The organism is Marinomonas sp. S3726 (assembly GCF_000967665.1).
GTDB lineage: Bacteria > Pseudomonadota > Gammaproteobacteria > Pseudomonadales > Marinomonadaceae > Marinomonas.
Window position 1 is genome coordinate 35,846 of sequence record NZ_JXYC01000018.1, and the last position, 26,497, is coordinate 62,342.

At 37.7% G+C, this 26,497-nt stretch carries 22 protein-coding genes and 1 riboswitch; of the genes, 9 read left to right on the forward strand and 13 right to left on the reverse strand.

Translation table 11 applies throughout. The annotated features are described in order from the left end of the window. Positions 1-95: 95 nt before the first annotated feature. The gene (locus tag TW85_RS14790; RefSeq protein WP_046017914.1) at positions 96-1,412 is read left to right on the forward strand and encodes a hypothetical protein; all 1,317 of its coding nucleotides are present in this window, start codon (positions 96-98) and stop codon (positions 1,410-1,412) included. A gap of 15 nt (positions 1,413-1,427) precedes the next feature. Here the strand turns inward: TW85_RS14790 and TW85_RS14795 are convergent, their stop codons facing one another. Next, on the reverse strand, positions 1,428-2,681 hold the full coding sequence (locus tag TW85_RS14795) for an MFS transporter (RefSeq protein WP_046017915.1): 1,254 nt from the start codon (positions 2,679-2,681) through the stop codon (positions 1,428-1,430). A gap of 139 nt (positions 2,682-2,820) precedes the next feature. On the opposite strand from TW85_RS14795, the gene TW85_RS14800 reads away from it, so the two are divergent. Both TW85_RS14800 and TW85_RS14805 read left to right on the forward strand, forming a co-directional pair. Beyond that, a complete protein-coding gene (locus tag TW85_RS14800) occupies positions 2,821-3,759 on the forward strand; it encodes a cupin-like domain-containing protein (protein ID WP_046017916.1) in 939 nt (312 codons plus the stop codon). Between the two features lie 180 nt (positions 3,760-3,939). Next, positions 3,940-4,083: riboswitch (FMN riboswitch) on the forward strand. Between the two features lie 125 nt (positions 4,084-4,208). Continuing rightward, positions 4,209-4,697: a 6,7-dimethyl-8-ribityllumazine synthase gene (locus TW85_RS14805; RefSeq protein WP_046017917.1), complete on the forward strand. Its 489-nt coding sequence runs from the start codon at positions 4,209-4,211 to the stop codon at positions 4,695-4,697. A 77-nt stretch (positions 4,698-4,774) separates the two neighbouring features. On the opposite strand, the gene TW85_RS14810 is transcribed toward TW85_RS14805, so the two are convergent. The 4 genes from TW85_RS14810 to TW85_RS14825 form a co-directional block, all read right to left on the reverse strand. After that, positions 4,775-6,199, reverse strand: a complete 1,425-nt coding sequence (locus TW85_RS14810; protein WP_162197503.1) for an ATP-binding protein — start codon at positions 6,197-6,199, stop codon at positions 4,775-4,777. Between the two features lie 12 nt (positions 6,200-6,211). Continuing rightward, positions 6,212-6,877 (reverse strand): response regulator transcription factor, encoded by a 666-nt coding sequence (locus tag TW85_RS14815; protein WP_046017919.1) that lies wholly within the window; start codon positions 6,875-6,877, stop codon positions 6,212-6,214. A 1,092-nt stretch (positions 6,878-7,969) separates the two neighbouring features. Continuing rightward, on the reverse strand, positions 7,970-8,293 hold the full coding sequence (locus TW85_RS14820; RefSeq protein ID WP_046017920.1) for a hypothetical protein: 324 nt from the start codon (positions 8,291-8,293) through the stop codon (positions 7,970-7,972). A gap of 197 nt (positions 8,294-8,490) precedes the next feature. Next, complete coding sequence (locus tag TW85_RS14825; RefSeq protein WP_052702230.1) at positions 8,491-9,387, reverse strand: alpha/beta hydrolase; 897 nt, start codon at positions 9,385-9,387, stop codon at positions 8,491-8,493. Between the two features lie 676 nt (positions 9,388-10,063). Here TW85_RS14825 and dusA point away from each other — a divergent pair. Then, the gene (gene dusA / locus TW85_RS14830) at positions 10,064-11,110 is read left to right on the forward strand and encodes a tRNA dihydrouridine(20/20a) synthase DusA (protein WP_046017921.1); all 1,047 of its coding nucleotides are present in this window, start codon (positions 10,064-10,066) and stop codon (positions 11,108-11,110) included. Then, on the forward strand, positions 11,100-12,050 hold the full coding sequence (gene tal, locus TW85_RS14835; protein WP_046017922.1) for a transaldolase: 951 nt from the start codon (positions 11,100-11,102) through the stop codon (positions 12,048-12,050). Before dusA ends, tal begins: the two co-directional genes overlap by 11 nt. Before the next feature lie 192 nt (positions 12,051-12,242). Here tal and TW85_RS14840 read toward each other — a convergent pair whose 3' ends face one another. Beyond that, entirely contained in the window at positions 12,243-12,941 is a 699-nt protein-coding gene (locus TW85_RS14840) for an aspartate/glutamate racemase family protein (RefSeq protein WP_046017923.1), read from the reverse strand. A gap of 170 nt (positions 12,942-13,111) precedes the next feature. After that, positions 13,112-13,411 (reverse strand): hypothetical protein, encoded by a 300-nt coding sequence (locus tag TW85_RS14845; RefSeq protein WP_046017924.1) that lies wholly within the window; start codon positions 13,409-13,411, stop codon positions 13,112-13,114. A 500-nt stretch (positions 13,412-13,911) separates the two neighbouring features. On the opposite strand from TW85_RS14845, the gene TW85_RS14850 reads away from it, so the two are divergent. Next, positions 13,912-14,331: a MarR family transcriptional regulator gene (locus TW85_RS14850; RefSeq protein ID WP_046017925.1), complete on the forward strand. Its 420-nt coding sequence runs from the start codon at positions 13,912-13,914 to the stop codon at positions 14,329-14,331. A 255-nt stretch (positions 14,332-14,586) separates the two neighbouring features. After that, a complete protein-coding gene (locus tag TW85_RS14855; protein ID WP_238326223.1) occupies positions 14,587-16,443 on the forward strand; it encodes a M3 family metallopeptidase in 1,857 nt (618 codons plus the stop codon). Between the two features lie 53 nt (positions 16,444-16,496). Here TW85_RS14855 and TW85_RS14860 read toward each other — a convergent pair whose 3' ends face one another. The 6 genes from TW85_RS14860 to TW85_RS14885 form a co-directional block, all read right to left on the reverse strand. After that, a complete protein-coding gene (locus TW85_RS14860; RefSeq protein WP_046017927.1) occupies positions 16,497-16,988 on the reverse strand; it encodes a DUF1842 domain-containing protein in 492 nt (163 codons plus the stop codon). Between the two features lie 129 nt (positions 16,989-17,117). Further along, positions 17,118-17,552 (reverse strand): GNAT family N-acetyltransferase, encoded by a 435-nt coding sequence (locus TW85_RS14865; RefSeq protein WP_046017928.1) that lies wholly within the window; start codon positions 17,550-17,552, stop codon positions 17,118-17,120. A 182-nt stretch (positions 17,553-17,734) separates the two neighbouring features. Continuing rightward, complete coding sequence (locus tag TW85_RS14870; RefSeq protein ID WP_046017929.1) at positions 17,735-18,442, reverse strand: transporter substrate-binding domain-containing protein; 708 nt, start codon at positions 18,440-18,442, stop codon at positions 17,735-17,737. Positions 18,443-18,543: 101 nt separating this feature from the next. Then, positions 18,544-19,536 (reverse strand): D-cysteine desulfhydrase, encoded by a 993-nt coding sequence (locus TW85_RS14875; protein ID WP_046017930.1) that lies wholly within the window; start codon positions 19,534-19,536, stop codon positions 18,544-18,546. Positions 19,537-19,734: 198 nt separating this feature from the next. Next, the gene (locus TW85_RS14880) at positions 19,735-22,044 is read right to left on the reverse strand and encodes an ATP-dependent helicase (protein ID WP_046017931.1); all 2,310 of its coding nucleotides are present in this window, start codon (positions 22,042-22,044) and stop codon (positions 19,735-19,737) included. Positions 22,045-22,130: 86 nt separating this feature from the next. Beyond that, entirely contained in the window at positions 22,131-23,276 is a 1,146-nt protein-coding gene (locus TW85_RS14885; protein ID WP_046017932.1) for a succinylglutamate desuccinylase/aspartoacylase family protein, read from the reverse strand. A gap of 145 nt (positions 23,277-23,421) precedes the next feature. On the opposite strand from TW85_RS14885, the gene TW85_RS14890 reads away from it, so the two are divergent. Then, entirely contained in the window at positions 23,422-24,615 is a 1,194-nt protein-coding gene (locus tag TW85_RS14890) for an ABC transporter substrate-binding protein (protein ID WP_046017933.1), read from the forward strand. A 137-nt stretch (positions 24,616-24,752) separates the two neighbouring features. Continuing rightward, positions 24,753-26,483, forward strand: coding sequence for an ABC transporter permease (locus TW85_RS14895; protein WP_238326224.1), 1,731 nt, complete (start codon positions 24,753-24,755; stop codon positions 26,481-26,483). Positions 26,484-26,497 lie beyond the last annotated feature (14 nt).

Consider the following 26,497-nt stretch of genomic DNA (forward strand, 5'->3'; position numbering starts at 1 on the left):
TAAAAACTTTTTACTTGTTATTTATGCATTTGTAAAGTTATTGTTAGTAAAGAAAAATATTAATCTTGACTGTTAAGTTAAGCTCGTGAGGTTAAATGAAGAGTGTAAATAAAGATTTTTGGTATTCTTTTTTTGATGAGAGTCCAGAGTCAGATGATGTTGCTGATGATATTAGATCTGTAGGAAGTTTAAGCCGATTTACACGCCCTGATTGGAGTTTGATTCTTACTCCTAGCCTATTTACTGAGACGGAAATTTCTAAAAATACGCTTGAGCTAAATACGCTTTTCCAACTCATAAAAAAACTAGTACTAAAACTTTATGATGGAGATTATTACGCTTTTTCAAATGCTGTAGGCTTTAAAAATATAAAGTTACAAGCCCTTTTTGATAGCTATGCTAAGCGTCATCTCAATGTCATAACCCCTTGTCGCTGGGATCTCATTAAATCAGATTCCGGATTAAAAGTTTTAGAGCTTAACGCTGGTGGATCTCTAGGTGGCTTTGCCTTCGATCAAGTCCAGAAAATATATGATGACTGCTTTAACAAAGCCCAACTAGAAACAGATCGCTCGCTTGATAATGAAGGTTGGGCTGCACCTTTCGATGAAATTGCCAATTTTATGATCCAAAAACTTACCAAGCTAAACAATCCGCTTGTTTTAGTGATTGATGATGAAACCATGTATCAAGACAGCCCTCTGATTGCGAATAGTATCTCTATGGCTCTTGCCACTAAATTGCAGATTCAGGTTAAAACCATAGTACATACGGATTTTGAGAAATCGTTAGATGAACATGATGGTGATGTTATGACTTTCGAAGTCTTTAGCATGAGTCATATTGCTAAGGCTGAAGATGAGTATCATGGATACTTTTGCGCCATAGACAATGATGAGATCACACCAACAATTGATCTTTTAAGCGAGCTCTATATGAGCAAAGCCATACTTGCTCTCATTGCTGATAAAAATCATTTCCCACTCTTTTCGACAGATGAAGTTAAAGCCATTGAATCGCTCGTACCAGAAACCTATCTGTTAGAAAACGCACCTGAACTCGATCTTGGCAATGATTGGTTGCTCAAGCCGGCTAATGGTTATGGTGGTCAAGGTGTTATCTGCAAATGGGAAACACAGAATGAGTCTTGGCAACAAAGTTTAAATAATGCCAAAGATATGGACTCAGCATTTATATTACAGCGTAGAGTCAACGCCACCCAAGAAAAACACATCGCAATGACAGCCAGAGGGGACTTTGTAGAATCGGCCTATCCTAGTGTTTATGGATTCTTCAATATTAACAATCAATTTGCTGGCGGCAGTGTCAGACAGTCACTTATCGCTAGTGGTGTGATTAATGCGAGCAGAAACGCCGCGGTGGGGATTGTTAGACATCACAAAGACAGTTGAAAGACTGATATAAGCTTAACTTGGGTCAGCAATCGCGCTTTCTTCTCGTGTGTTTAAAATTTGACTCAAAAATATCACACTGGCAAAGGACGCAATTGCAGCACCAACTAACCAAGTATTAGTTAGTCCCATGTAGCTAGCACCTAATGCGCAAAGCAGAGTACCAAGCACTCCTCCAGTCCTTGAAACAAAAGACATAATAGAGTCAACCGTTGATCTCACTTTATCTTGTGTCGCATGGCCAACTAAGTGGCTACGAGCAGATGCACCCAGCTCAAGTGAGAAATCAAAGGCGATAAATGAAATGAGAAACAGAATAATATGATTAGAAAGACTTAACGCAATGACACTAAGGAGCTGGCACATCAAACCAATAAATAGCACCTTGCCCATTTGCTGATTTAAAGTATCGCATAACCATGTTGTTACGCGTGCTGCAAGTCCTGCAAGAAATAGAGTAACGGCAAAAACTAATCCAAACATCCATGCAAGCGATTCACCTTGAGTAATATCATAAAACTCAACCTGCCAAAATTTTTCAATTGCACTAGCAAGTGGAATAGCGAGCAAACCAGACATTAAGATTCGCCATAAAACCGGATGTGAAACGGCTATAATTCCATTTTTTAACTGCAAACTCACGCCATTAAAACTCGACTTTGACATAGTGTTAAACACCCTCTTTTCTTTAATCCAAACAAAAGAAGCGATAGACACCAAAAGATAGCAACTTGCTGCAGCTAACAATAAGATTCGAAAGAGAGTCAATTGATCAATTGATATCCAAATGCCTAGATAGACTAAAAGAGAGCCCAGTAATGCGCCGCAAGCCCCCATTAAATTCGTTCTAAAACCTACCATGGCAAAACCTTTTTGCAGGCTCTGCTCCCCTTCTGATGCTTGATAGGTTTCAACAAACCAGGCAGTTATTGTTCCAGAACTTAATGAGATCCCTGCGCCCCAAAATAGCATACTTAAAATTGCACCTATGACACTTGGATAAACACACAAAATTAGTAGTGAACAGATATTAAGAACTAACGAAGATATGAATAATTTCTTTCTTCCTATTTCATCAGCTAATCCCCCTGTTGGTATTTCTAAGAGGATAACTGTGCCACCCATTACCGCCATAATGACGCCAATTTCTTCAATATTGGCGCCCATTTCGATAAATAACGGCGTTAAAATGGGCAGAGCTAAGAACTGTCCGAAGAAAAATAGCCCTAAAAGAAGTCCATAATAATGGCTTAACTGTTTGCGATTCATCCATAAATCCTATCAAGTACTAAATACTGACCACTTACAAAAAAATTTATTTTTAATTTGGCATTAATGTTATAACCATATAACAAAGATTAAACAATTATCACAATAAATTAATCACTTAGGATTTAGGTTATAGCTCATGGATGAACAAATCTTAAACAACATACCTGGCATGGATAGCGCCAAACAGGTCGTTTGCATTGATGCTGATGCACTAACTGAGTCATCTTTTTACGACAATTTTGTCTCATTAAACAAGCCTTGTTTAATTAAGAATGCCATATCCCATTGGCCAGCAATGAATAAATGGTCAGATAAAGAATACTTAAAGACTTTGTGTGGCGAGAATACCTCTAACTATTACCCCCACATGAATTATGACGATGAAAAGAATATGTTGGTTGATGAGACAAAAGTCAGTTTTTCTCAGATTCTAGATCTTCTTTCTGTCGACTCTGACGAAATAATTAGTGCTCCTTCCATTTTATTAGAAAGAACGCCTTATAATGTCCTGGCTACAGATATGGCTGGGTTCAACTTTTTACCACAGCCTTCAAAACCAATTGCCTATCCAACAAGTCGTGCCTTCTTTTATAAGAAAGCAGGTACTGGCTGGCACTATCATTTTGTAGATGAAACTTTAATGTGCCAAGTAAAAGGCACAAAACGCGTTGGCCTTTTACCGCCCGATAAAATTACAGATGATATTGTTCATGATATTTTCACAACAGATGCTTATTTGTTAAAGGATGCTTTTAAAGATAAAGACAAGGAGAAAATACAACCTCTCATTGCACAGGTCGAACCTGGTGACGCGCTTTATATCCCTCCTTTTTGGTGGCACGGTGTTGAAACCTTAGAGAAAGAGTACGGCATCACTGTTGCTAATTGTTGGCGCTCACCTTTTCATGTTATGGGTGATCTTTCTTATCCTACTGTTAGAAAAATTTGGAAAAAATCTCTTACCAAACCTAATAAAAACACACCTTTTGTTGTTGCTTTTGGCTCACTTAGTTTTATTGCTCAAGCAATACGACTGTTTCAAATCCCATTTAAGCCTAAAAATCTAAATAATTAACTAACCATGGTTAGACAATGAACTGATTATGTTTCATACAGTTACGCTCAATTCATTGTCGAAATACGGACAAATTATGTCTATATTGTGAAATCATCTAAAAAAGTGCGAATTAGTTCACTTTCTCCTTTGACACCTGCCTGATAAACCAATACATTTTGCCTGCTGGTACAAAACCAGCTTCGTTCTCGGGGCGGGGTGAAATTCCCCACCGGCGGTAAGAACTTTATGTTTAAGCCCGCGAGCGTCTAACCTTGGTTAGAGTCAGCAGATCTGGTGTGATTCCAGAGCCGACGGTTATAGTCCGGATGATAGAGAGCGTGATAGACAAGATAGTCCCATGGCAGTTAGTCAACTAATTGCTTGGTAACTCTGTGTGAGTTCGCTCAACATGGTTATTTTTTGCCTGTCCGTTCGCCCTGATTCAATATTTTATATAGGATTTACCAATGAATCAGAGCTTAACGAATAACTCTACTTTTAATGCTGAAGACCAACGTATTGCTTTTTTATACGGTTCTTGGCACTCAGAAATTGTTTTAAACTGCCTAGAAGGCTTTAAAGCAGAATTAGCCAAACGTGGATACAATACAGACAACATTGATGTCTTCCCTGTTCCTGGCGCTTACGAAATTCCATTACAAGCAAAAATCTTGGCTAAAACTGGTAAATATGCAGCTATTGCAGGTTCAGGTTTAGTCGTTGATGGTGGTATTTATCGCCATGATTTTGTTGCTCAAGCAATTTGTACTGGTCTTATGCAGGTTCAGTTAGAAACTGAAGTGCCTGTTTTAACAGCGGTATTAACACCTCATAACTTCCATGAGCATGCAGAGCATAAAGACTACTTTAGCCGTCACTTTGTGGTAAAAGGTACTGAACTTGCTAATGCAGTTGATGAAACAATCAAACTTACGGCTCAAACTAAAGCTCTCTAAGTTTAAATTTGTTATTAAAAAAGCCGATCAAATGATCGGCTTTTTTTGTAGTTAAAGTGTCTTGTCGTACTGCTTGACTATTTAATTGGCAATACTAACTCTACCGTCAAACCGCCACCAAATGTGTCTGTAAAGAGCAAATCGCCATTTAATTTTTCAATAATATTATGGACAATTGAGAGGCCTAATCCTGCACCTGCTTGAGAACCATCCCGATAGAAACGCTCGATTAAACGGTGTTTTATACTCGCCGCTCCACCTGTTCCTTGAACGCCCACACCGTGGTCTTGTACTTTAACAGAGTAATGCGTATCCGTTTGCGTTAATATTACGTCTATAGAACCGCACTGGTGGGAGTGCTTAATAGCATTCGATATTAAGTTTTGCATTAAGATATCGAAAATACCTTCAGATATGGTTAAGGTCCAATTATCAGACTCTTCAACATCTAATGTTATTTCAATTGATTTCTTGTTAGCTAACGGAATTAGTTCTGCCAGACATTGCCTTGAATGTCTCGCCAAGTGTATTGTCTCTGCTACTTTTTCATCTTTTACAGGTTTACCCTGCTCTAACCTAGCTAAAGTGAGCAACTGAGCCACAATACGTGCAGATCTATCCACTCCTTGCTCAAGCTCGTTAAGGGCTTTTTCTTTATCGGCTAAATCATCTATCTGAATGGCATTTTGAGCATGTATTTTAAGCACTGCTAGAGGTGTTCTTAACTCATGAGCAGCATCACTGATAAAGCGCTGCTCCCTTGCCATCATGTCATCAATATTGAATAACAAATCATTTAACTTGTTCTGAATTGGTTCTAGTTCATCTGGCAATGGCGAGATTTGAACAGGCTCTAACTTTTTAGGGTTACGGTTAGATATTTCATTAGCCAAAGCGGCGATAGGAGAAAGACCACGTTTAATCGCTAACATCAACAGAAAAGCTAAAATAGGTAATGATATCACTTGGGGAATGACAGTTTGTAAGACAATATACTCAACCATTTCATTACGAATATCTTCACGTTCAGCAACAAGAACACTGATATCTCTACCATCTATTTTACTGATAAGGTGGTAAGTTCTCCAAGATTTGTCATGGCTTTCGACATAAGAAAATCCCTGCTTTGAGTTTGAAAGGTCGCTAATCAAGGCATGACTTGAGCCTATCCAGTTTTCACCATTTACCTTAATCTCAAAATAGACCTTATGTTCATACTCATGGGGCTCAGTTGAACTGTCTGTTTTGTTATTTAAAGAGTTCTCAATCACATCTAAAAAGTTTTTGCGTTGTGACAAATTTAGGTCATTAATAATGCTGCCTGTAACTAGCGTTCTAAGTGTTCTAGCTTGTTGTGACAATCTAGCATCAAATATTTCTTCCACTTCATGATTTGCGTTTACAATTCCAGCGATAGAAATAATGCTACCTACTAGCACTAAGCAAGTCATTACTAAAAATAAGGTACGCCTAAGAATTGATTGATAAATATATTGCTTCAATTTTACTCTCATTTATGCAGATTCTTTATCTAAAACATACCCTATACCACGAACCGTGCGAATGACTTTTGGAAAAAGTTTCTTACGGATATGATGAACATGGACTTCTAAAGTATTACTCTCAACATCATCTTCCCAGCCATAAAGTAGTTGCTGCAAAGTGTCTCGGGTAAAAACATGTCCAGGCTGGCTCATCATTTCTTGAAGCAAGGTGTATTCACGACGAGTTAGGGAGACAGGGCTTCCTGCATATGTAACTAATTTTGCACTGGGATTAAGCTCAATTCCGGCATGAGAAATGTGGGCTTGAGTACGACCTGAGTTACGTCGTAATTGAGCTCTTATGCGGGCTTTTAACTCAGTAATATCAAATGGCTTTACTAGATAATCGTCTGCGCCTGCATCAAGACCAGCAATTCTATCGTCTATGGCATCTCTTGCCGTTAGTATAATCACAGGCATATTCTTATCTGCAGACCTGGCTTGCTTCAAGACAGAGATGCCATCTAAGTTTGGTAAACCTAGATCTAAAATAACAAGATCAAAGGTTTCATTCAAAAGCGCATGAAGCGCCTGGTTACCGTCAGTAAGCCAATCAACCACATACCCTTCTGGCTTTAATGCCATACGCATCCCTTCACCCAAAGAATGGTCATCTTCTACTAATAATATTCTCATGCTCTTTAAACCTTAACTTATTCTAATTGTGCTTTTTGTGATTTTGTAAAAATGAAACTACTTGCTTCAAAGTTGGTACACCTTTAAACCTTGCTACTTCTTGTGAATCTGCATTGAAAAACATCATTTTCAAACTTTGGCACGACACGCCACCCTATATTTGAACCAATAAGTCAGGCTTTTAGTCCTATTAATTTTAAATGCATCATTCGTTTTTGAAAAATCTACTGATACAGTTCATTTTTTAATGATTATTAATTAACCAATTAGCACTTAAGAGTTTACAAATACTCTTGCCTAATAGGCATGCTTATATTTTTCAATCATGAAAGATAAAATCTGATTACTTAATTGTAAAAGTGCCTCCTATTGTTACCAACTAAACTTAAGGAAATATTATGTCTCTCTTAATCTAGAGATAATTTTTCAATTCTATAGTGTTTCAACATTAAGACTCAGGCTTAATATTCACTTTAAACAGTAGAAACAAGATGAAAACCTAATGTTAAGTACTCTATTAAAAAGCTTAATGAAGGCAATTTACACCTAATTCAAAAGTCACCAAACAAGGTAAGATTGATCAAGTATTAGGCAACATTGGATGGAAAAAAGTCGATTTAAATAAGATATAAGGCATAAAATTGCCTCCCTAAATGGAATTAGATTTAGGTGGCATAGGTAAAGAGTATGCTGTTGAGAGTTTTTACAGCTTGTTAATCAGCACTATAAGCAAGTCCCAAATCTAGTTAACTTTGGTGGAGACATAGTTTGTAATCTAATAATCAGCTTGGTTAGCTTGAATTGAATCACCTATTGGTTTAAATGCTCAAGCAAGTATGCCTTTAACCTGCGAAGCCCTTGCAACATCAGGCGATAGTAAGCGTTTTATTTAGCATAAGGGGAAGCAATATTCTCATGTATCAAATCCTAAAGCAGCTTGATCTGTTTCAACTCCTCCACGTTCCATAACGGTTGCCACGCCAACATGCTCTCAAGCAGGTTTATTGCCAACATTGAGCTTACTACAAGGTAAAGGTGCTGAAAAATACTTACAAAATATAGGCTTCAAATATTCGATATATCGATCTTAAGTTATTGTTCTAAATGCGTTTCAATAACATCTTCAAACTCTAGTTTAATACTAAATATCTGGGAAAAAAGCCAAAGACCGGAAGCGCTTAATGCCCAAAGTAAACTCGTAAGTAACAAACTGATTAAAGGCCAGATAATGATGAAGACGATAAAAACATAGCTGTAGTGATACGCTTTCCCGAATAAATCGATACCTGAGCTGTAACTTAAAACAGCAACGAGAATTGAGATGATGAGTAGTAGAACAAATAAGCTACTACTTAACGCAGTTAGAAGTAGTTTAAACAAGGATAATTGAGACAGTCTTTCTGCTTTTACAAACATTCAAAATCACTCCAATAGCCAATTATATAAGCGGCATAGCCAGAGTCTGATGAGAAAGTCGCGTGAAACAGTTTGCGGCTAACTAAAACTACTTTAATCAGAAGGCAAAGCGTTAATCTGTACCAATTAAGGTACTCAGTTTGTTATAAGCAAAAAAAACGCCAAGTTGGCGTTTTTTTGATCAAGCAAGAAAGAAGTTATTGCTTGTTTACTGGGTTGTTCTTGAAAAGTTTATAAATGAAACCCTCTACAATATTTGTATATTGGCTTGATAAGCCTAATGTGTCGATCATATCAAACTCATCTAATTCGAGTTTTATTATTTCTGTACTTCGAGCCAACCCCTGACCTTTAAGTTTAAATGCCTCAGAAGTGGCACAATTATCTGGTGTTTCTATGATGGAGCAGACAAGTAACACTGGAGATGCTGAAGCTTGCATAACATGCATTGGTGATACACTCGCCCAATAATTTTGATCAGCCCCAAACGCATCACGTTCAGCATAATTAGAATCGTTTTGCATTAGGTTAACGGTATCTAAACCAATAGGGTTAACCGCAATTGTACCTAACCAAGGCTTAGCGCCTTGTTCAAATGCCATTTGTGGGTTTGCAGCTAATAGAGATGTTAGATAAGCACCAGACGAGTGTCCCATCAAGATAACATTACTTGGATCCCCTCCCCATGCAAGCATTTTTCTCTGCACCAAAGCGATTGCCTTTGCAACATCCCTAGCTTGATCATCTGGTTTAACACGATTAATAGAGCGGTAATTAGTTGAAGCAAATACCATCCCATTGGGAACCCAACGTGAAAGCTTATTCGATGTAAAAATCGAATCAGACTTATCACCAAATGTCCAAGCCCCACCATGCACCATAAGTATAGCTGGACGATTTTTTGTATTAATTGGATAAGACGGTAAATAAATATCTAAGGTTTGCTTGTCATCATCACCAAAAGGCTGATCTTCCAAAAAGAAGACTTTTGGCTTTTGAACCTGATCTTGGATAGGTGCAATTTGAGCTTTTGCTGGCAGTGATGTTAATAAAGCACTGGCTAGCATTAAACCTAGCGAAATTTTTGAAATCATCTATTTGAACCGTTCAAGCATTAAGTTGATTGCAATTATAAGCACTTAGATTCCTTAAAGAAAAGTTAAAAAAAGAAAAAAGCGTAGAAGCATTAAGGAGTCTTCGAATAAGCCACCACTTCTCAGTCTTATCAGAAAAAGTATCAGTTAGGACGGCCCTCTAAAGTAATCTAGGGAACCTGCTAATAAGCCCCCCCGCCTCAGCGTGAGAATAAAAGCCGTTAGATTTATGGCGAGGGGTGGAACTTAATCAAATAGCGTGTGAAATCCCTAACAAAGAATATCTCAGCGTAGCATTAAAAAAACCATTTAATAGCCACTTAGCCAAGCCTTTGACATCGAAAAAGTAATTTATAAGCGTTCTTTTCAACGCTTTCATATGAATTAGATTGTAAAAATTTTACATATGGTCAAAAATATCGATTCTCATTGTAATTTTATGACATAATGAGTGCGGTTAACGACTAGCTTAAACCGTTTAAGTTAATAAAATGAAATTTTATAACATGATGTTTTTGTCAGTATAAGCATTAAAATACATGCATTTATGACATAATTAGCGCTAATAAAGTTAGCGCTTGATAAGGGATCTATAAAAGATACTCATTAAGCCCTAAACCTTTTAAATACGTACACTTACGTTACTGACTGACAACATCTACTACTAAATAATTTTATGCAAGAAAATACCAAAAACACCAAACCAGCATCACAAAATAGTCTAAACCGCCGTTTCTCCATTGCGCCAATGTTGGATTGGACAACTTCTGATTACCGTGTTTTTGCAAGAGCCTTAACTAAGGAAACCTTGTTATATACAGAAATGGTAACAACCGGTGCGCTCTTAAAAGGAGATAACCCAGAGCGTTTTTTAAGATTTGAAGATGTGGAGCACCCAATTGCCCTTCAACTTGGAGGCTCTGATGCGAAAGCACTGGCGCAATGCGCTAAGCTAGCTGAGAGTTTTGGTTATGACGAGGTAAACCTGAACGCGGGTTGCCCAAGTGATAAAGTGCAACATAGTTTGATTGGCGCCATTCTAATGGCTCACCCAGAAAAGGTGAAAGATGCCATGAAGGCAATGCAGGATGCTTGTTCAATTCCAGTCACACTCAAGCATAGAATCGGTTTAGATGATCAGCAAGAATACAGCATAGTTAGAGATTTTATCGGTGATGTTGCCACAACAGGCACCAACACTTTCATTGTTCATGCAAGAAATGCCATTTTAGCTGGACTAAGTCCTAAGCAAAACCGTGAAGTTCCACCTTTAAAGTACGATTATGTTTATCGTTTAAAACAAGACTTTCCTGATTTAGAAATCATCATTAATGGTGGAATTAAAACACTTGATGAGTGTGAACAGCATCTAAACCACGTTGATGGCGTCATGGTTGGGCGAGAAGCTTACAATAATCCGTGGATTTTAAGTCAGGTTGACTCACGTCTATTTGATCAAACAGATCAAGTAACGGATCGAATTCAGGCCTTATTAAATTTTGTTCCTTTTGTTGAACAAAGATTAAATAATGGCGAAAGGCTATCCCACTTAACTCGTCATATTATGGGGATATTCTTAGGACAGCCTGGAGGTAAGCAGTTTAGACGTTATCTTTCAGAGCAAGGACATAAAAAAGACGCATCGATAGATGTGCTAAAACAAGCCATTGATTTGGTAATTGAACAGTTAACTAGAGCGAAGGAAATTAAAAATGAGCAATAAGCTTTCTCAACTAAAAGCCTTTACCACAATTGTGGCTGACACTGGTGATATCGCAGCCATTAAAGAGTACATGCCTGAAGATGCAACGACTAACCCATCCTTGATGCTGAAAGCTGCACAAATCCCTGAGTATGCTCCATTTATTGATCAAGCAATCACTTGGGCTAAAGCACAAAGTGATGATTTGAACCAACAGATTATTGATGCTTCAGATAAATTAGCTGTCATTGTTGGTGCTGAAATCCTTAAAACAGTACCAGGCCGTATTTCAACAGAAGTTGATGCACGTCTATCTTTTGATAAAGACGCTACTCTTGCTAAAGCACGTAAATTGATTGCTTTATATGAAGAAGCAGGTGTTTCAAAAGACAGAGTACTTATTAAAGCCGCTTCAACTTGGGAAGGTATCAAAGCCGCTGAAGAGCTAGAGAAAGAAGGCATTAACTGTAACCTAACGCTTCTATTTTCTTTTGCTCAAGCAAAAGCATGTGCTGAAGCAGGCGTATATCTAATTTCTCCATTTGTTGGCCGTATTCTTGATTGGTACAAAAAATCTACTGGAGAAGAGTACACTGCAGAAACAGACCCTGGCGTAGTTTCTGTTACTGAGGTTTATAACTACTACAAACAACACGGTTATAACACTGTCGTAATGGGTGCTAGCTTCCGTAACATAGGCGAGATCGAACAACTTGCAGGTTGTGATCGTTTAACTATCGCCCCAGCTTTATTAGGTGAGCTTGAAAAAGACACTGGTACACTAGAGCGTAAACTGACGCCTGTAACTGATATTGAAGAAGCGCCAGAAGCCATTACAGAAGCTGAATTCCGCTGGGAAATGAACCAAGATGCAATGGCGACTGAAAAGTTATCTGAAGGTATTCGTAACTTCGCTATCGATCAGAACAAGTTAGAAGAAAAACTAGCAGCATTACTATAATGCAAGGTATCGCCTTTACTTTGATACATAAATGAGAAAGGCAATACACATTAAAAAGCCGTAATAATTTTTATTACGGCTTTTTAATGTCTGATTTCCTAGGGAAGCTAGGATTAAGTCACCTCTTCTCAATCTGCTATTTTATGCCATATAGCTACTCTTCAAAAACCTGAAGGGCATGGTCTAAAAACGTTAAGCATCTTTTATTGCTTTCTCAACTGCTTTTTGAGCATGAATTAGGCTTGTATCATAAATCGGCAAATCCAGATCTTGTTGTGAGATTAGCAAACCAATCTCAGTACAACCTAAAATGACGGCTTCAGCGCCTTCACTTTTTAGCTTATCAATAATTGCAAGATATGCTTCTTTAGATTTTTCAGCGCAAATACCCAAACACAGCTCATTATAGATAACATCATGAACAGTTTTAGCATCATCTCCAGTTGGTACAATGACATCTAGTCCGTATTCCGATTGAAGAACTTTTTTATAAAAAGTTTCTTCCATTGTGAATCGGGTCCCTAATAATGCTAGCTTGGATATCTTGTCTTGCTTTAGCTCATCCCCGGTTGCACGTGCTATATGCAACAAAGGAATTGAAATGGCCTCTTCTACCTGACTCGCTACTTTATGCATCGTATTGGTACATATGAGAACAAAATCTGCTCCAGCGACTTCTAATGATCTTGCTGCATCAATCAAAGTGTCACTAGCGGTTTGCCAATCACCTCTTTGTTGACAAGCTTCAATCTCTGCAAAATTTAAGCTAACCATACATATTTTGGCACTGTTCAAGCCACCTAACGCTTCCTTAACCTTTTCATTAATTTGTTTATAGTAGGTCGCAGTCGACTCCCAGCTCATTCCACCAATTAATCCAATTGTTTTCATGACACCTCCAATTTTTAAACTGATTGGGTATTTAAAACGAAAAGATAAAGTCTTTATTAGTGACAGTTTTTAATTGTATGAGAATACAGATGTATTTGAGAAATGAAGCCGTTTGTTTAGAGAGAAGCCATGAAGATACATGGCTTAGATTTTTAGTAGGAGTGTTTCAACTAACTATTAAACTTCATATATGTTGAACCATGGTGCTGGTAAATTGATAATTGGGAGATATTTGGACAACCTTCACAGCTTAAATGTAAAGTTAACCCTTGGCGTCTTGGGCTTGGGTTGTCAGCAATATTGGTGTCTGTCATTACTTTTTCATCAACTACGACATGCAATCCATTTCTATCATCTTCATTACGTTGAAATACTTCTACTTTTTTCTGGTGCATATAACTAGAACCGCAATTTGGGCACTCTAGTGGTAAGCCAATGTCATTTTTATAATCACCAAATGCTAATTTCATAGATCGTCCTCGTTTCTAAAAATGTTTAGTTCAATAAAAAGTACCGTCTTAAAAGTTTCTTAATTTGTTTATACAGCAGAATTTCATACCTGCATTAAAATATCAATGTTAAATATTTTTTAACACCAAATTGCTGATACAAGCCATGAGCGTCTGATATAGCAAGTATAATTTGCTTTACCCCCTTTAGCTCATCGCGCTCTATGCTATGCCCTGCCCTCTATTCACCAACAGCATAAAGAGTGATTTAACGCCTCCTTAAATACGCCAAATGTGATTGCTTTGGTCCAGTAACTATTGCTGATGAAATCTTAAAATTTTGGAATATCAATGTCATTCTGGTCACAACTAACCCTGTACTTCTTTGTCTTAGTTAAAGTTTGACACATAATTTACGCATTCATTCCTTGGTATTTTGGAAAAATTATTAGGATTTAACCCATTAACCTTTATAATGAGTATGTTTTTAACCTGAAATGCAAGTGTTTTAAGAGAGATAAATGTCCAATCTGAACCTTAATATATCTTTATTAATGGAAACTTTTATAAAGAAGTTTTTTAAAGCGATGGATAACGCAGTTAAAGAACTAGATCTGCCAATAACGCATCAAGACACTATGCTTATCATGGTCACCTTTCGATCTCCTGGGCTTACAATTGGGGAATTAGTGGAGTCAGTTTGCCGAGATAAATCTCAAATCACACGAAAAATTAAAGAATTAGAATCTAAAAATCTCTTAATTCGTAAATCAAGTGAAACAGATGCTAGAGTTTCAAAAATGTATCTGACCGATGAAGCTAAAATTATTGCAGAAAAACTAGACGTTACTCGCAGCCAAGTGCTAAATAAAATGTTAGTCGGATTAGATAAAGAAGAAGCATCAAGCTTGGCCATGATACTTGGAAAGCTCTCTGTTTAAGCTCACCTTATGAGCCCGAAAGGCTCATAAAACCACCCAACCCCACTCACTTCACAACGCGTTATGATAAATTTAAACTTATTAGATTACACATAAAGTTAATAAAAGTGTATTTTAAGTAAATTAATCAATTACTTAGAGTTTTACAAAGTGATTAGGCTTGTTAGCCACAAACACATTTCTACTTAATTACACAGATTAAAAGCAAATCGCCTGAGTTTATTTAATACACGTAAAACTAACAAGGATGAAATTTTGACTCTAACTATGAATAGCCATAATGCCAAAGATTACTTCAATCAACTTAATGATGAATATCTTAGTCTACATAAAGAAAAAGAAAATTTATTTTGGCAAACATACATGGGGACAAGCGATCAGCATGACGCATTTGCTCAAGCAGAGTCAGATCTGAATGCTTTTATTTCTGCACCTATTCGTATTACACAAACTCGTGAATTTTTGGCTCAGGAAGACAAAAATGACCCTGACACATTACATGGTTTAAAAGGTTGGTTATCATTTTTTGAGGCTAATGCGATAGAAAGTGAATCTGGTAGAGAAAAGATGTCAGCACTGATTAAAAGCGAGGCTGAATTATTTGCTAAAAGACAGAAATACATAATGCACTTTCAAAATGATAATGGAATTACAACGCCAGCATCATTGACGGTTCTATCTGCAAACATCAGTAATAGTGATTCTGAGGGTGTCAGACAAACATCACACCAAGCCTTACTAAACCTTGAACAATGGGTGCTTGAAAATGGCTATATTGAGCTCGTAAAACAAAGAAATGAATTTGCTCGCGATCAGGGCTATAAAAACTTTTTTGATTATAAAATTAATAAAACTGAGCAAATGAGCTGCGATGAACTTTTTAGAATCTTAGATGATTTTGAAAAAGAAACACGTGATGGAAACCTCAAAAGCATAGAGACTTTAGTTCATGCAAAAGGCATTAAAGCTAGACTAGGACATAACTTTCGTTTCATGTACTCAGGAGATGCTAATCGTGAGTTAGATGCTTATGTACCATTTGCTAAGTCACTACAACGTTGGGTCAAGTCATTTGGCCGATTAAATATTGACTATTCAGGTGCCGAGTTAACTCTTGATCTACTAGATAGAGAAGGTAAGTTTCAGAACGGTTTTTGCCATGGTCCTATTCCTTCTTTAATGAATAATGGCGATTGGCAAGCAGCAAAAGTTAACTTTACAAGTAACGCCAAGCCTGACCAAGTAGGGAGTGGTTATAACGGTATTAACACACTGTTTCACGAAGGGGGACATGCGGCTCATTTTGCTAACGTAAAACAAAATGCACCTTGCTTCTCACAAGAGTTTGCACCAACGTCTATGGCTTATGCTGAAACACAATCCATGTTCTGCGATAGTTTATTAAATGATGCAGATTGGCTAAAGCTTTACGCTAGCAATAACGATGGGCAAGCAATACCCGATGAGTTGATTAAATCTTTAATAGAATCAAATCAACCTTTTCAATCTTATGAAGAAAGAAGTATTTTAGTAGTCCCTTATTTTGAGCATGCCGTCTATAGCGCTGATGAATCAGATTTAACACCTGAATACTTAACAAAGTTAGCGAGAAAAACAGAGAAATCTATTTTAGGGTTAGAAACGAGCCCAAGGCCACTACTGGCAATACCTCACCTTTTATCTCAAGAGGCAGCCTGTTCTTATCAAGGTTATTTATTGGCGCATATGGCTGTATACCAAACACGCGCTTTCTTCATAAACGCCTTTGGCTATTTAACTGATAACCCAAAAATAGGCCCTCTTTTAGCGGAACATTACTGGAAGCCAGGAAACAGCATTAACCATAATGCCACCCTAGAAAGCCTTACGGGTGAAGGGTTCACTGCAAAGTTTTTAGCTGAACAATGCAACCTAACAAGTGAACAAGCTTGGCAGATTGAAAAGCGCAAAATAGAAGCATTAAAAACGCGGGATCAAGAAGAAGCGGCAAGTTTAAATGCAGATATTAAATTAGTTGATGGCGATCATGTCATCTGCTCAAATAAGGTCAACGATAATGAAATGTGTGATCAATTTGAGCAATATATTAATAGTCGTTACTTTGCATCTTAACTTTTTATATCAATAACTTATGCACGACCTATAATCTAGGTCGTGCATAGAGATTAGATGTTTGGTTGATGAAAGCCTGTATAGCTAGATACAGCATCTAAATTAAGGGTCTCTTCCCTATCCTGTAGTTCTACTAGTGCATATTCAACTTCATACCATTCCCCTTCATAGAGATAGTTAAAACTTGCAGAACCAGTTTGCCAGTCTTCTGAGATTGCAATTTTTAACGTAAGGTTTTTACTTTCCATGGGCTGGCCACCAAATTGAATAGTCGAAAGGTCGAATCCATCCAGTACAATCAGAACATGATTGTCACTATTGTTAGATAAATATGACCATTCGCCATTAAGGTGTGAAATAACATTTACGGGAGGGTTTGTTGCTTGGTATACATTACCAACGCCATTTACTGTTTTATCTGGGCCATTTATTACTAAGTTTAACCTGAGTGTGGCACTACCTAAATGAGTTTGCCCTGAGATTTTTTGTGTAATGCAATATGATACGTGAAACATTCCCTGTTGATTTTCAGCTTGTATACTCATGTGTTCATCCTTATATGTCAATCTGACTTAATTGATTACAAACATGACTACGCATCCTTGTTAAGGCTGTAATCTATTTTGAGCATAGTAAGCTTTTGTGAAAAAGCTAATTACATTGAATTACATCTGTTATTCACAGTGAATATGATTCAGTTTAAGCTCAAACTTATAATATTCAATATCCATTTTATAAAATGCCTGACCAATAATGTTAAAGCCAAGTTCTTTATAGTACTGTTGGTTATCTTTTCGTGCATCACACCAAAAATAATCTACGCCTAACGATGTTAAGTCTTGAATAATATGAGATAGGAGTTTTTTGCCGATACTTTTACCTTGATGAGATTGAATCGTTGCAAACCTTCTTAATCTCACTCGGCAAATATCATTGATTGTTTTCGAATAAAGAGAAGCAACACTGACTATTTGATTATCAATATAAACGCCGTAGTGTTTTGCGTCTTTATCTTCTTCTGTTTGACAAAAGATTTCAGGCAGATTCGGCCATAAAACTTGTTGCCTTATAGGTAAGCATTCCTGCCAGGTGATAGCTTGTATGATCATAAACTCTAGATTTTATACCTGTATTTATATATACCAATTTTTGCCTTTTATAACAGATATACATGAGCAAACGAACTTGAATTTAATTTGGGTACAATTTTCTACATTGAATGAATTATCTAACAATTTTTTGTGATTTAGTTACAATAAACAGCATTTGTAACTTTAAGATAATCATACAGTTAATCGCTATTTTTTTGATGATGACATTGTTCCACGGCCTGATTAAACGACTCTAAAAATGTTGGGTATTTAGTTAAGAATGGATGGTTAAAATACACACCAACAGGCATAGATCTCGCTATTGTTTGTTCTAGTTTTGCAAAGTGTTTACTGTCTTTCAAAGCATCTTCTGCAACAAACTGATTTTCCATAAAAGCATCTACTCTACCCGTTAAAATCATACTAACCATATTATCAAGAGCCATTGTCTCTGCAGACACATTGTAATTATTTTTTTTAAGCCAATGAACAATATTTGAACCTCTAGTTCCTGCAACTTTTGCTGTTTTTTTAAAGTCATCCGAACTTGTATCCGTGCCTGAATCTTTTAAGGTGTACCAGATCCAATTTTGCGGAGCGATATCAACAGATCGTGTTGCATACTCATCCCTAGAAGCATTCCATGAAGCAGAAAAAAAACCATCACTTATGCCCATTTGAGTATGTTGTTGCGCTCTACTCCAAGGCACGACCTCGATTGTTAGATTAATGCCCATAGAAGCAAAGCTACAATTCAAATGCTTAACACTAATCCCAGTTAACTCACCTTGAGAATCAAAGTAATGATATGGAGGCCAAATTTTAGTAGAAAGTTTTACATTGTTAGGGAGGGCTTGAATGGATTGACTTGCGATGAAAAAAACGCAAGCAGGAATTAACCTATACATAGCTTTTACCTGTTTATTTTTGCTTAGTATAGGTTAATACGAAGGGAGGAATCAGTGGTATTATCAATTAGTAACAAGTTATAAATTCAGTTAACACAGCGCTAAAAGGTCTCTCTGTAGGCAAATAATCCTTGGCTTCCACCGGTATGAATAAAAAGAATATTTTCACCTGGTGTTATTTTTCCAGAGCGACAATAATCGATTAGTCCAGCCATACCTTTACCCGTATAAACCGGATCTAGCAATATACCTTCTAGCTGGGCACATAGATTGATTGCTTCAACAACAGCTGGAGTGTGAATACCATAGCCTTCTCCAACATAAGCGCCATCTGTAATCACATCTCCTTGCGTTCCAGTACCTTCTAAACCGACTAATTTAAGTGATTCAGCTAACAATGCAGTGACTAACTCACTTTTTGTCTGGCTGTCTTGGCTCACACACATACCATAAACAGGAAGCTTACAATCTGCCGCTTTAAAACCTGCTAATAATCCAGCTTGTGTACCAGCACTGCCTGTCGCTAAAAAAAGTTTATCAAAGCTAATCTTGTTAGATTGTGACTCGTCTAAAATCTCATTAGCGCATTGAACATAGCCCATACTTCCAATCGCACTTGAACCTCCAAGGGGAATTACAAATGCCTTATGCCCTTTCTTGGCTAATTCTGTTTTAAGTTGGTAAGCATAATCTAAGCAATCAACGCCCTCATTAACTCGATGGATATTTGCTCCAAATAATTGGTCTAACAAAATATTACCATTGGCGTAGTAATCTTGTTTTACCGTTCCTTCAACATCTTCAAGTACAAGTTCACAATTAAAACCGTATTTTGCTGCTGCAGCAGCCGTCTGGCGTGCATGGTTTGATTGTATGCCACCTAAGGTGATTAATGTATCAGCTCCCTGGGACCTTGCTTCTCCTAACAGAAACTCCAATTTTCGTGTTTTATTACCACCACCAGCAAGACCAGTACAATCATCACGTTTAATATATAGGTTGATCCCAAGGTGCTTAGAAAGCCTCGGCATATACTCTATCGGGGTTGGTTGATGGCATAGAGATACGCGAGGTAACTGATCAAATAAACTCATTAATCACTCCTTAATTCAGGTATAAAACAGAGTTAATAAAAACAAATAGCATGTTCATATGAAGGTTTTAGTAGGAACCAAATGATAAATAGAGGTTAGTTTTTATAGAGAATAACCACATCAAGCTTAAATCTTATTACGAAAAGAAATAAGCTTATCACATTTTAGAATATAATAATTTGAGATACACTTAAATGACTATCGATTACTTGAAACTTTTACAAGCTTGGTATGTTTTGGATTAAAACGCTTATATCCAACACCTTCAAATTCAACAAAGATCATTTCGTGCCCATCACTCTCTTGCCTTATGACCACACCTTGGCCAAATTGATCGTGACGCACTTTTTCACCCGGTTTGAGCCTTCCACTAAATTGACTCTCCACTTGATTTAATTCTTGAACTAAAGACAGTCCAGCAAGTGAAAAATAAGTTTTAACTTGGGCTGCGTCCTTTACTTCTAAAGGGTCTGTGTGACCTTCGATATGTCTTGTTAAAACTTTTTGAGACAGAATTGGTTGGGACTCAAAAATAAATCGAGATAGATCTGATGCTTTTTTCGTGTTTACTGCTTTTTCAGCAAGTGTTAATCGCTTTAACTCTTTCTTATCGGGTTTATTAAGTAATACAAGCCTTTGTTTCGCACGGGTAATCCCAACATAAAAAAGACGTCTTTCAGCTTCTATTAATCTTGTATCCATTTTATTCGCTTCATAATAAGGAAACTGTCCTTCCTTAAGCCCTGCCATGATCACCAGATCAAACTCTAATCCTTTGGCCTTATGCAAGCTCATTAGGTGCAAACCATCTAAATTTTTATCTTGTTCTTTTTGTTTATCTTGAATGGCAAGCTGCTTAAGTTCATTAAGTAAGGATGGTGCATCAAGCTGAACACCCGCTATGTAGGCAATGAAAGATTCGCAGGTCGCAACTTTTTCATTATATTGGATATCTTTACTACTGGTATTTTCAAAATATCGATAAATCCCCAGTTTCTCTAAAGTATTGATAATGCCTTTATCGGGCTGTTTTTTATAAAGCGTTAGACTTCTTAACCAGTCTGCACGTTCAAGTAGTTTTTTAGCACGCCACCCACCCGCTTCATCAGCCATGCTTTCGAGCATTTGCGGAATAAGGTGAGGTGATGCGATCGCCCTTTGGTTAATTGCTTTTCTTTGATTAGGTGGAATACCTAAGCTTGGTACTGTCATTAAATAACTAATGTCATCCCTATTATAAAAAAGGCTTGCATCATCAAAACCACCAGCCATGACGGCAATATAAGCCATTAACATACGGATTTGTCGATTTTCAAATAAGGGTGAATCACCGTGTAATTGATAAGGAACCTTTCTGTGCATCAATGCCAATTGAATGGGGACCATATCACTGTATAAACGCACTAACACGGCTGCATTAGATAAAGTACCTACCCTATTTCCCCAAAGCTTTAGCTCAGAGAGAAGCGCTTTACCTGTTTTATCATACTGAGCAAATGCAAACTCAGTTTCTTGCCCTTTACCAATAACGCATGGTTGCAAAGAACAGGCAGGTTGGCTTACCTCTTTTCTAATGTTAAATGCCAGTAAATTCGTTGCCATTAATCCAATTTGGTGCCCAAATCGAAAACTTGTACTTAAATCAAATCGTGTTATTGGCTTGAAGTCTTCATCAATTTGATTCTGCATAATATCTGGCTTTGCACCACGCCATTCATAAATGCATTGCTCAACATCACCAACCATCATCCAGTAACTAGAGTCTTGATATAACTTCTTTAACAAAGCATATTGGCTGTCATTAATATCCTGGAATTCGTCAATTAACAAATGACTGTATTTAGGTACCAAGCCCTGATACAAGGCTGTTTGTTCTTCGTTTGCTGCTTGTATAAAAGCTAAAGGGTCACTAATCAGGTCGGAGAAAAAGCGTATTTTTTTGCGCTGCCGTAAGGCTTCAAATTGCTTATATAAAGCGGGGAAAAAAGCTCTTTCTTTTGAGAGCTTAACGTCGTGGAATACCGCTTTAGCAGATTGTGTAGATGACTTCACTTGATCAAGAAACAAAATAGCATCTTCTAGCCAATCTTTTTCATCATGCAGTTCAATGCTCACATTAAGGCGAACTAGCTGTTGCATGGCCTCTCGTAAAAGCTTAACTAAAGAAAAGTCATCTGTAACGAGTTGAGCTCGCTCAATTAACTGCCTCTGCTCCATCCTTCTCGCTAACTTCATGCCAAAACTATGAAATGTCATTACATCTGGTTTTAGGGCGCTTGTTCTTTCTGCACTTAAAGCTAACCTTTGGCTAAACTCTTCTTGAGCACTTTTATTAAACATAAATACAGCAATACGATCAGGCTGAACCCCTTGTTCAATTAAGTGATTAATTCTTGAGATTAAGGTGGTTGTTTTACCAGCTCCAGCAACAGCGATAATTTTTGAATGGCTATCGATATCAGACTCGACAACAGCTTGCTGCTCTTTCGTTAACGGGTTTAGCATCATGAATACAATCTATTTACATGGCCTAAGTACTTTGAGGTTAGTAATTAAGCTTAATTAAACTAAAGGCGTATGTTGTTAGGTCTTTTTTATTTATCTTCGAACAGGTTGCCAATCTCTCGATAAGCCAAGTGCTCTTTACCAGCTATTTTACCTATAGCTTCGCCACAAATGACAAGCCGTCTCTGTAGTCTCGCAAAAAATACGCCATTCGTTCTCGCTATCAAAGGTAAACTTGACTGATTAACATCATCCGCCATGAGGTCGACAACTTCGCCAATTTTCTCACCAACTTCAACCATTTCCCCGATATTTTTGTTATAACAAACTATACCTGCACATGGTGCTTTGACCAGATCCATCGCATCCAATGGGTAGTAATGCAACTCACTGGTATCAACTGTCTCTACAACTTGATCAATAACCTCACGCTGACTTAGATAATCAAAAATCGCTTGGGCATCACCTAGAGCTTGCTCTTGGCTAATATCATTTTCGCCTCTTAATTCAAGCGTTAGAGACCTTGCTCCCCAAGGAACTAAATGCGCATAATGGTTTTTCAAGTGACGCCAAACGGAGACATTTGTCTCATCAAAGGAGTGTGCTCCTGTTTCTAGCTCTGATAGAGCGACCTTAGCGCCCATTCTTGCGAGCAGAGGTGCGAAATGGTCTTCAAACTCTTGCGCCACATATGCATGCATTGAGGCTTCACCTGAACAATGTAAATCTAAAACCTCATCCGCATCCATTGACATGGCCAGCAGGGTTTTCTTTAAACCCTGTAGCTCGGTTGTTTCTGGTAATTGTTTTAGTTCTTCAGCCATCACCTGACGTATTAATTTCGCATTATCGTCTTGATTTGAGGTAATCTGACCTTTGATCTTTTTTTCTATTTTATCACCAAGTTGAGGCCAATTACGGTTGAAATTACCGCCACCATCAGAAAATGCAAAGCGCCCTGGAATATAACCATGAAAGTTTTGCGCTAAACCAATTGGATTAGCAACTGGCACTATTGTGATCTCACCTTTAATTAACCCAGCTTCATCTGCTTTAGTTAAAAGTTGAATTAATTTGTTTAACACGAGGAAGCCAGGCCATTCGTCAGCATGTAATCCTGCTTGAAGGTATATTTTTGGCCTTGCCCCAACTTCACCAAAATGATGCGCTTTAATCATTCGCGCAGTGCCAGGTGTTGCGGATGGCAATATGTGAGAAAGGATTTGATGAGACATAAAACAACCTTAATTCAACAGGATAAAACGAGCTCAATATAATACGATAAAATAATGCTAAAGGATTGAACTAAAATAGAATTTTTAGATCGAACATTAGGAATATCTAATTCACTTCATTGACCCATAATAAATAGGATCATTTATGTTAAAAAAATCATTATTAGTCTCTGGTGTCCTAGCATCTTTGATTAGTACCGCAGGCGCTCAAGACTGGCAAGACACCTTAGAGGAAGCAAAGGGTCAAACTGTTTACTGGAACGCTTGGGGAGGCTCAGATAACATTAATGCTTATATTGATTGGATTAAATCAAGTGTTAAAGAAGAGTATCAAGTTAACTTAAAACATGTGAAGCTTGCCGATACGGCTGACGCAGTTTCACGAGTATTAGCGGAAAAAGCCGCTGGAAATAATAACAAAGGTTCAATTGATCTCATTTGGGTCAATGGTGAAAACTTCAGAACCCTAAAACAAAACAATTTGTTATTTGGTCCATTTAGCCAAGGACTGCCAAACTACCAGTACATAGATGAGTCAAGCAAGAAAAGTTTAACTCAAGATTTTGGAACGGATGTAGATGGCATGGAGTCTCCTTGGGGAGCTGCGCAAGTTATCTTCATGTATGATACAGCCACAGTATCTCAACCACCAAAATCAATGGCACAACTATTGAGTTATGCCGAACGTAATCCTGGTCGTATTTCTTACCCAGAACCCCCACAGTTTTTAGGTACAACCTTTTTAAAGCAAGCTCTCATTGAAACAACGCATTACCCAACGGCTCTCTCTAAACCTGTCACTCAAGTTGATTTTGATCAAGTGACTAAACCTTTATGGGCATTCCTAGATAGGTTACACCCAAATACTTGGCGTTCTGGCACCTCGTTTCCATCTAGTTCAGAGCAGATGATGCGCTTACTAGACGACCAAGAAATAGATCTAGCACTAAGCTTTGATGTATCTGCAGCGTCAGTTCAAATAGATCAAGGTAACCTAAGTGATACTGTCCGATCTTACGTGTTTGACAGAGGCACCATAGGTAACACGCATTTTGTTGCCATTCCATACAACTCGGCATCAACAGCGGGTGCTCAGGTCGTTGCTAACTTTTTATTATCACCAAAAGCTCAAATTAAAAAGCAGGACCCAACTACTTGGGGTGATTTGAGTGTATTAAGTTATAACAGACTGTCTCAGCAGGATAAAACTGCGTTTGATAATCTACCAAGAGGTATAGCAACTTTAACCTTAGATGAGTTAGGCGAAAGTTTACCTGAACCTCATGTTTCTTGGGTTGAAGCCCTCGAAAAGGAATGGCGTAAACGTTACGCTAAATAAGATCGCGGTTCTTCTATCGCTTCAGCACTTTTAATTAGGTGCTGAAGCGCATCAACCCCTCATTTATATATCATCAAGATTGGCATTTAACATAAACATGTTTATGCTTTTGCTTTTAAATACATAAGGTTAAGTCATTGATAACGCTATCCATCTCAAAATTCACACTTAAACTGAATGGCTTAGCAACAGCATCACGCCTCATAACGCTTTTATTTATTTTACCCATCATTCTGGGGTTAGTTGGAACCTTATTACCCGCATTTGATTTTCTTCCCGCCCTATCTCATTACCAATTCAGCCTAAAGCCTTGGTTTAGTTTGTTTGAGTCTCCAGAACTTTGGGGCAGTATTAAACTGACATTATTAAGCGGCTTACTCGCTAGCTTTATTTCATTCGTAATTGCTTTTGCAACAATTTCTGTTTTTTATGAAAGTCGATGGTTGATCAGCATTCGTAATACATTAGCGCCTATTTTGGCCATACCTCATGCTGCTATTGCCATTGGATTGGTATTCATCCTGAGTCCAAGTGGTTGGATAGTTCGACTTTTGAGCCCATGGTTAACTGATTATGAGAGGCCACCCACTTGGATAAGCGTACAAGACCCTTATGGACTATCACTTGTATTAGCCTTAGTGGTCAAAGAAACGCCCTATCTGCTGTTTGTGATACTAGCGAGTCTTGAACAAATTAAGACGTGCGAACTTATCAAGGTGGGTACCAGCATGGGTTATACTCGAATAGCCGTTTGGCGTAAGGTAATTCTTCCCATATTGTACCCACTCATCAGGCTACCTCTTTTAGTGATTCTGGCATTTAGTTTAACTGTGGTTGATCTATCACTCGTTATTGGACCAAATACACCTTCAACATTTGCGGTCACCTTATTCCATTGGTTTAACGATACAGATTTAGATATGCGCTTTACGGCTTCTGCTGGTGCCGTTTTACTGATGTTTATTATTTTATTGTCAGCATTATGTTGGGAAGCCTTGTATCAAATTTTTGTGTTATTTGATCGTCGGCGTTGGTGTAACGGCAAACGTACAAGCCTGTTAACCCCTATTTTCCATGGCGCTGCCTTTACATATTTAGTCTCTATGTTGTTAGCTGTACTTTCACTTATCGTATTGCCTATCTGGGCATTTACTCATAGATGGCGTTTTCCTGATATTTTGCCAACTAGCTGGTCTTTTAAAAAGATTGAACAGCTCGCCCCTTTACTGTTTGAATTAGCCTGTGTGAGTTTAGTCATCGCTTTTACCAGCACGCTATTAGCCCTTTGTATTAGTATTTTAATGCTTGAGCAAAAACGTACTCTTCCAAACAGCACCAGGTGGTTCGATCGCTTTATCTATTTGCCTATTATCTTGCCTCAAGTTGGTTTTTTATTTGGCATTCAGGTGTTTTTAATTTGGAGTAATAACAGTAGTTCACTACTAGCTGTCATCGGCTTGCATTTACTTTATGTATTACCCTATGTTTATTTGACCTTATCAGGCCCATATTTGGCTTTTAATCAGTCTTTTTATAGACAAGCTGTTTGCTTAACAAAAAGGCCATGGCATTCATTTCTACAAGTGAAACTTGCCATGCTTAAACCCGCATTATTCAGTGCTTTTGCCCTAGGAATTGCTGTCAGTTTTGCTCAGTACTTGCCCACATTAACGGCAGGTGAAGGTCGTATAAATACATTAACAACAGAAGCTGTCGCCTTAGCAGCCTCAGGGGAAAGGAAAAAAGTTGGTAATATGGCAATGCTACAAGCATTATTTCCCTTAATAATTTTTATGCTTGCCCAGTGGTTACCCAGAGTATGGACACAATATCGCTTGAAACTAGCTAAAATGATTACCCATAAATAGCCTATTTTTTAAAT

Excerpts from the sequence above, each read along its gene's own strand:
- TW85_RS14795 (WP_046017915.1), bottom strand. The coding sequence starts at position 2,681 with ATGAATCGCAAACAGTTAAGCCATTATTATGGACTTCTTTTAGGGCTA.
- TW85_RS14885 (WP_046017932.1), bottom strand. The coding sequence starts at position 23,276 with ATGTCTCATCAAATCCTTTCTCACATATTGCCATCCGCAACACCTGGC.
- TW85_RS14845 (WP_046017924.1), bottom strand. The coding sequence starts at position 13,411 with ATGAAATTAGCATTTGGTGATTATAAAAATGACATTGGCTTACCACTA.
- TW85_RS14825 (WP_052702230.1), bottom strand. The coding sequence starts at position 9,387 with ATGATTTCAAAAATTTCGCTAGGTTTAATGCTAGCCAGTGCTTTATTA.
- TW85_RS14875 (WP_046017930.1), bottom strand. The coding sequence starts at position 19,536 with ATGAGTTTATTTGATCAGTTACCTCGCGTATCTCTATGCCATCAACCA.
- TW85_RS14815 (WP_046017919.1), bottom strand. The coding sequence starts at position 6,877 with ATGAGAATATTATTAGTAGAAGATGACCATTCTTTGGGTGAAGGGATG.
- TW85_RS14870 (WP_046017929.1), bottom strand. The coding sequence starts at position 18,442 with ATGTATAGGTTAATTCCTGCTTGCGTTTTTTTCATCGCAAGTCAATCC.
- TW85_RS14890 (WP_046017933.1), top strand. The coding sequence starts at position 23,422 with ATGTTAAAAAAATCATTATTAGTCTCTGGTGTCCTAGCATCTTTGATT.
- tal (WP_046017922.1), top strand. The coding sequence starts at position 11,100 with ATGAGCAATAAGCTTTCTCAACTAAAAGCCTTTACCACAATTGTGGCT.
- TW85_RS14820 (WP_046017920.1), bottom strand. The coding sequence starts at position 8,293 with ATGTTTGTAAAAGCAGAAAGACTGTCTCAATTATCCTTGTTTAAACTA.
- TW85_RS14840 (WP_046017923.1), bottom strand. The coding sequence starts at position 12,941 with ATGAAAACAATTGGATTAATTGGTGGAATGAGCTGGGAGTCGACTGCG.
- TW85_RS14790 (WP_046017914.1), top strand. The coding sequence starts at position 96 with ATGAAGAGTGTAAATAAAGATTTTTGGTATTCTTTTTTTGATGAGAGT.
- TW85_RS14805 (WP_046017917.1), top strand. The coding sequence starts at position 4,209 with ATGAATCAGAGCTTAACGAATAACTCTACTTTTAATGCTGAAGACCAA.
- TW85_RS14850 (WP_046017925.1), top strand. The coding sequence starts at position 13,912 with ATGTCCAATCTGAACCTTAATATATCTTTATTAATGGAAACTTTTATA.
- TW85_RS14800 (WP_046017916.1), top strand. The coding sequence starts at position 2,821 with ATGGATGAACAAATCTTAAACAACATACCTGGCATGGATAGCGCCAAA.
- dusA (WP_046017921.1), top strand. The coding sequence starts at position 10,064 with ATGCAAGAAAATACCAAAAACACCAAACCAGCATCACAAAATAGTCTA.
- TW85_RS14865 (WP_046017928.1), bottom strand. The coding sequence starts at position 17,552 with ATGATCATACAAGCTATCACCTGGCAGGAATGCTTACCTATAAGGCAA.
- TW85_RS14880 (WP_046017931.1), bottom strand. The coding sequence starts at position 22,044 with ATGATGCTAAACCCGTTAACGAAAGAGCAGCAAGCTGTTGTCGAGTCT.
- TW85_RS14860 (WP_046017927.1), bottom strand. The coding sequence starts at position 16,988 with ATGAGTATACAAGCTGAAAATCAACAGGGAATGTTTCACGTATCATAT.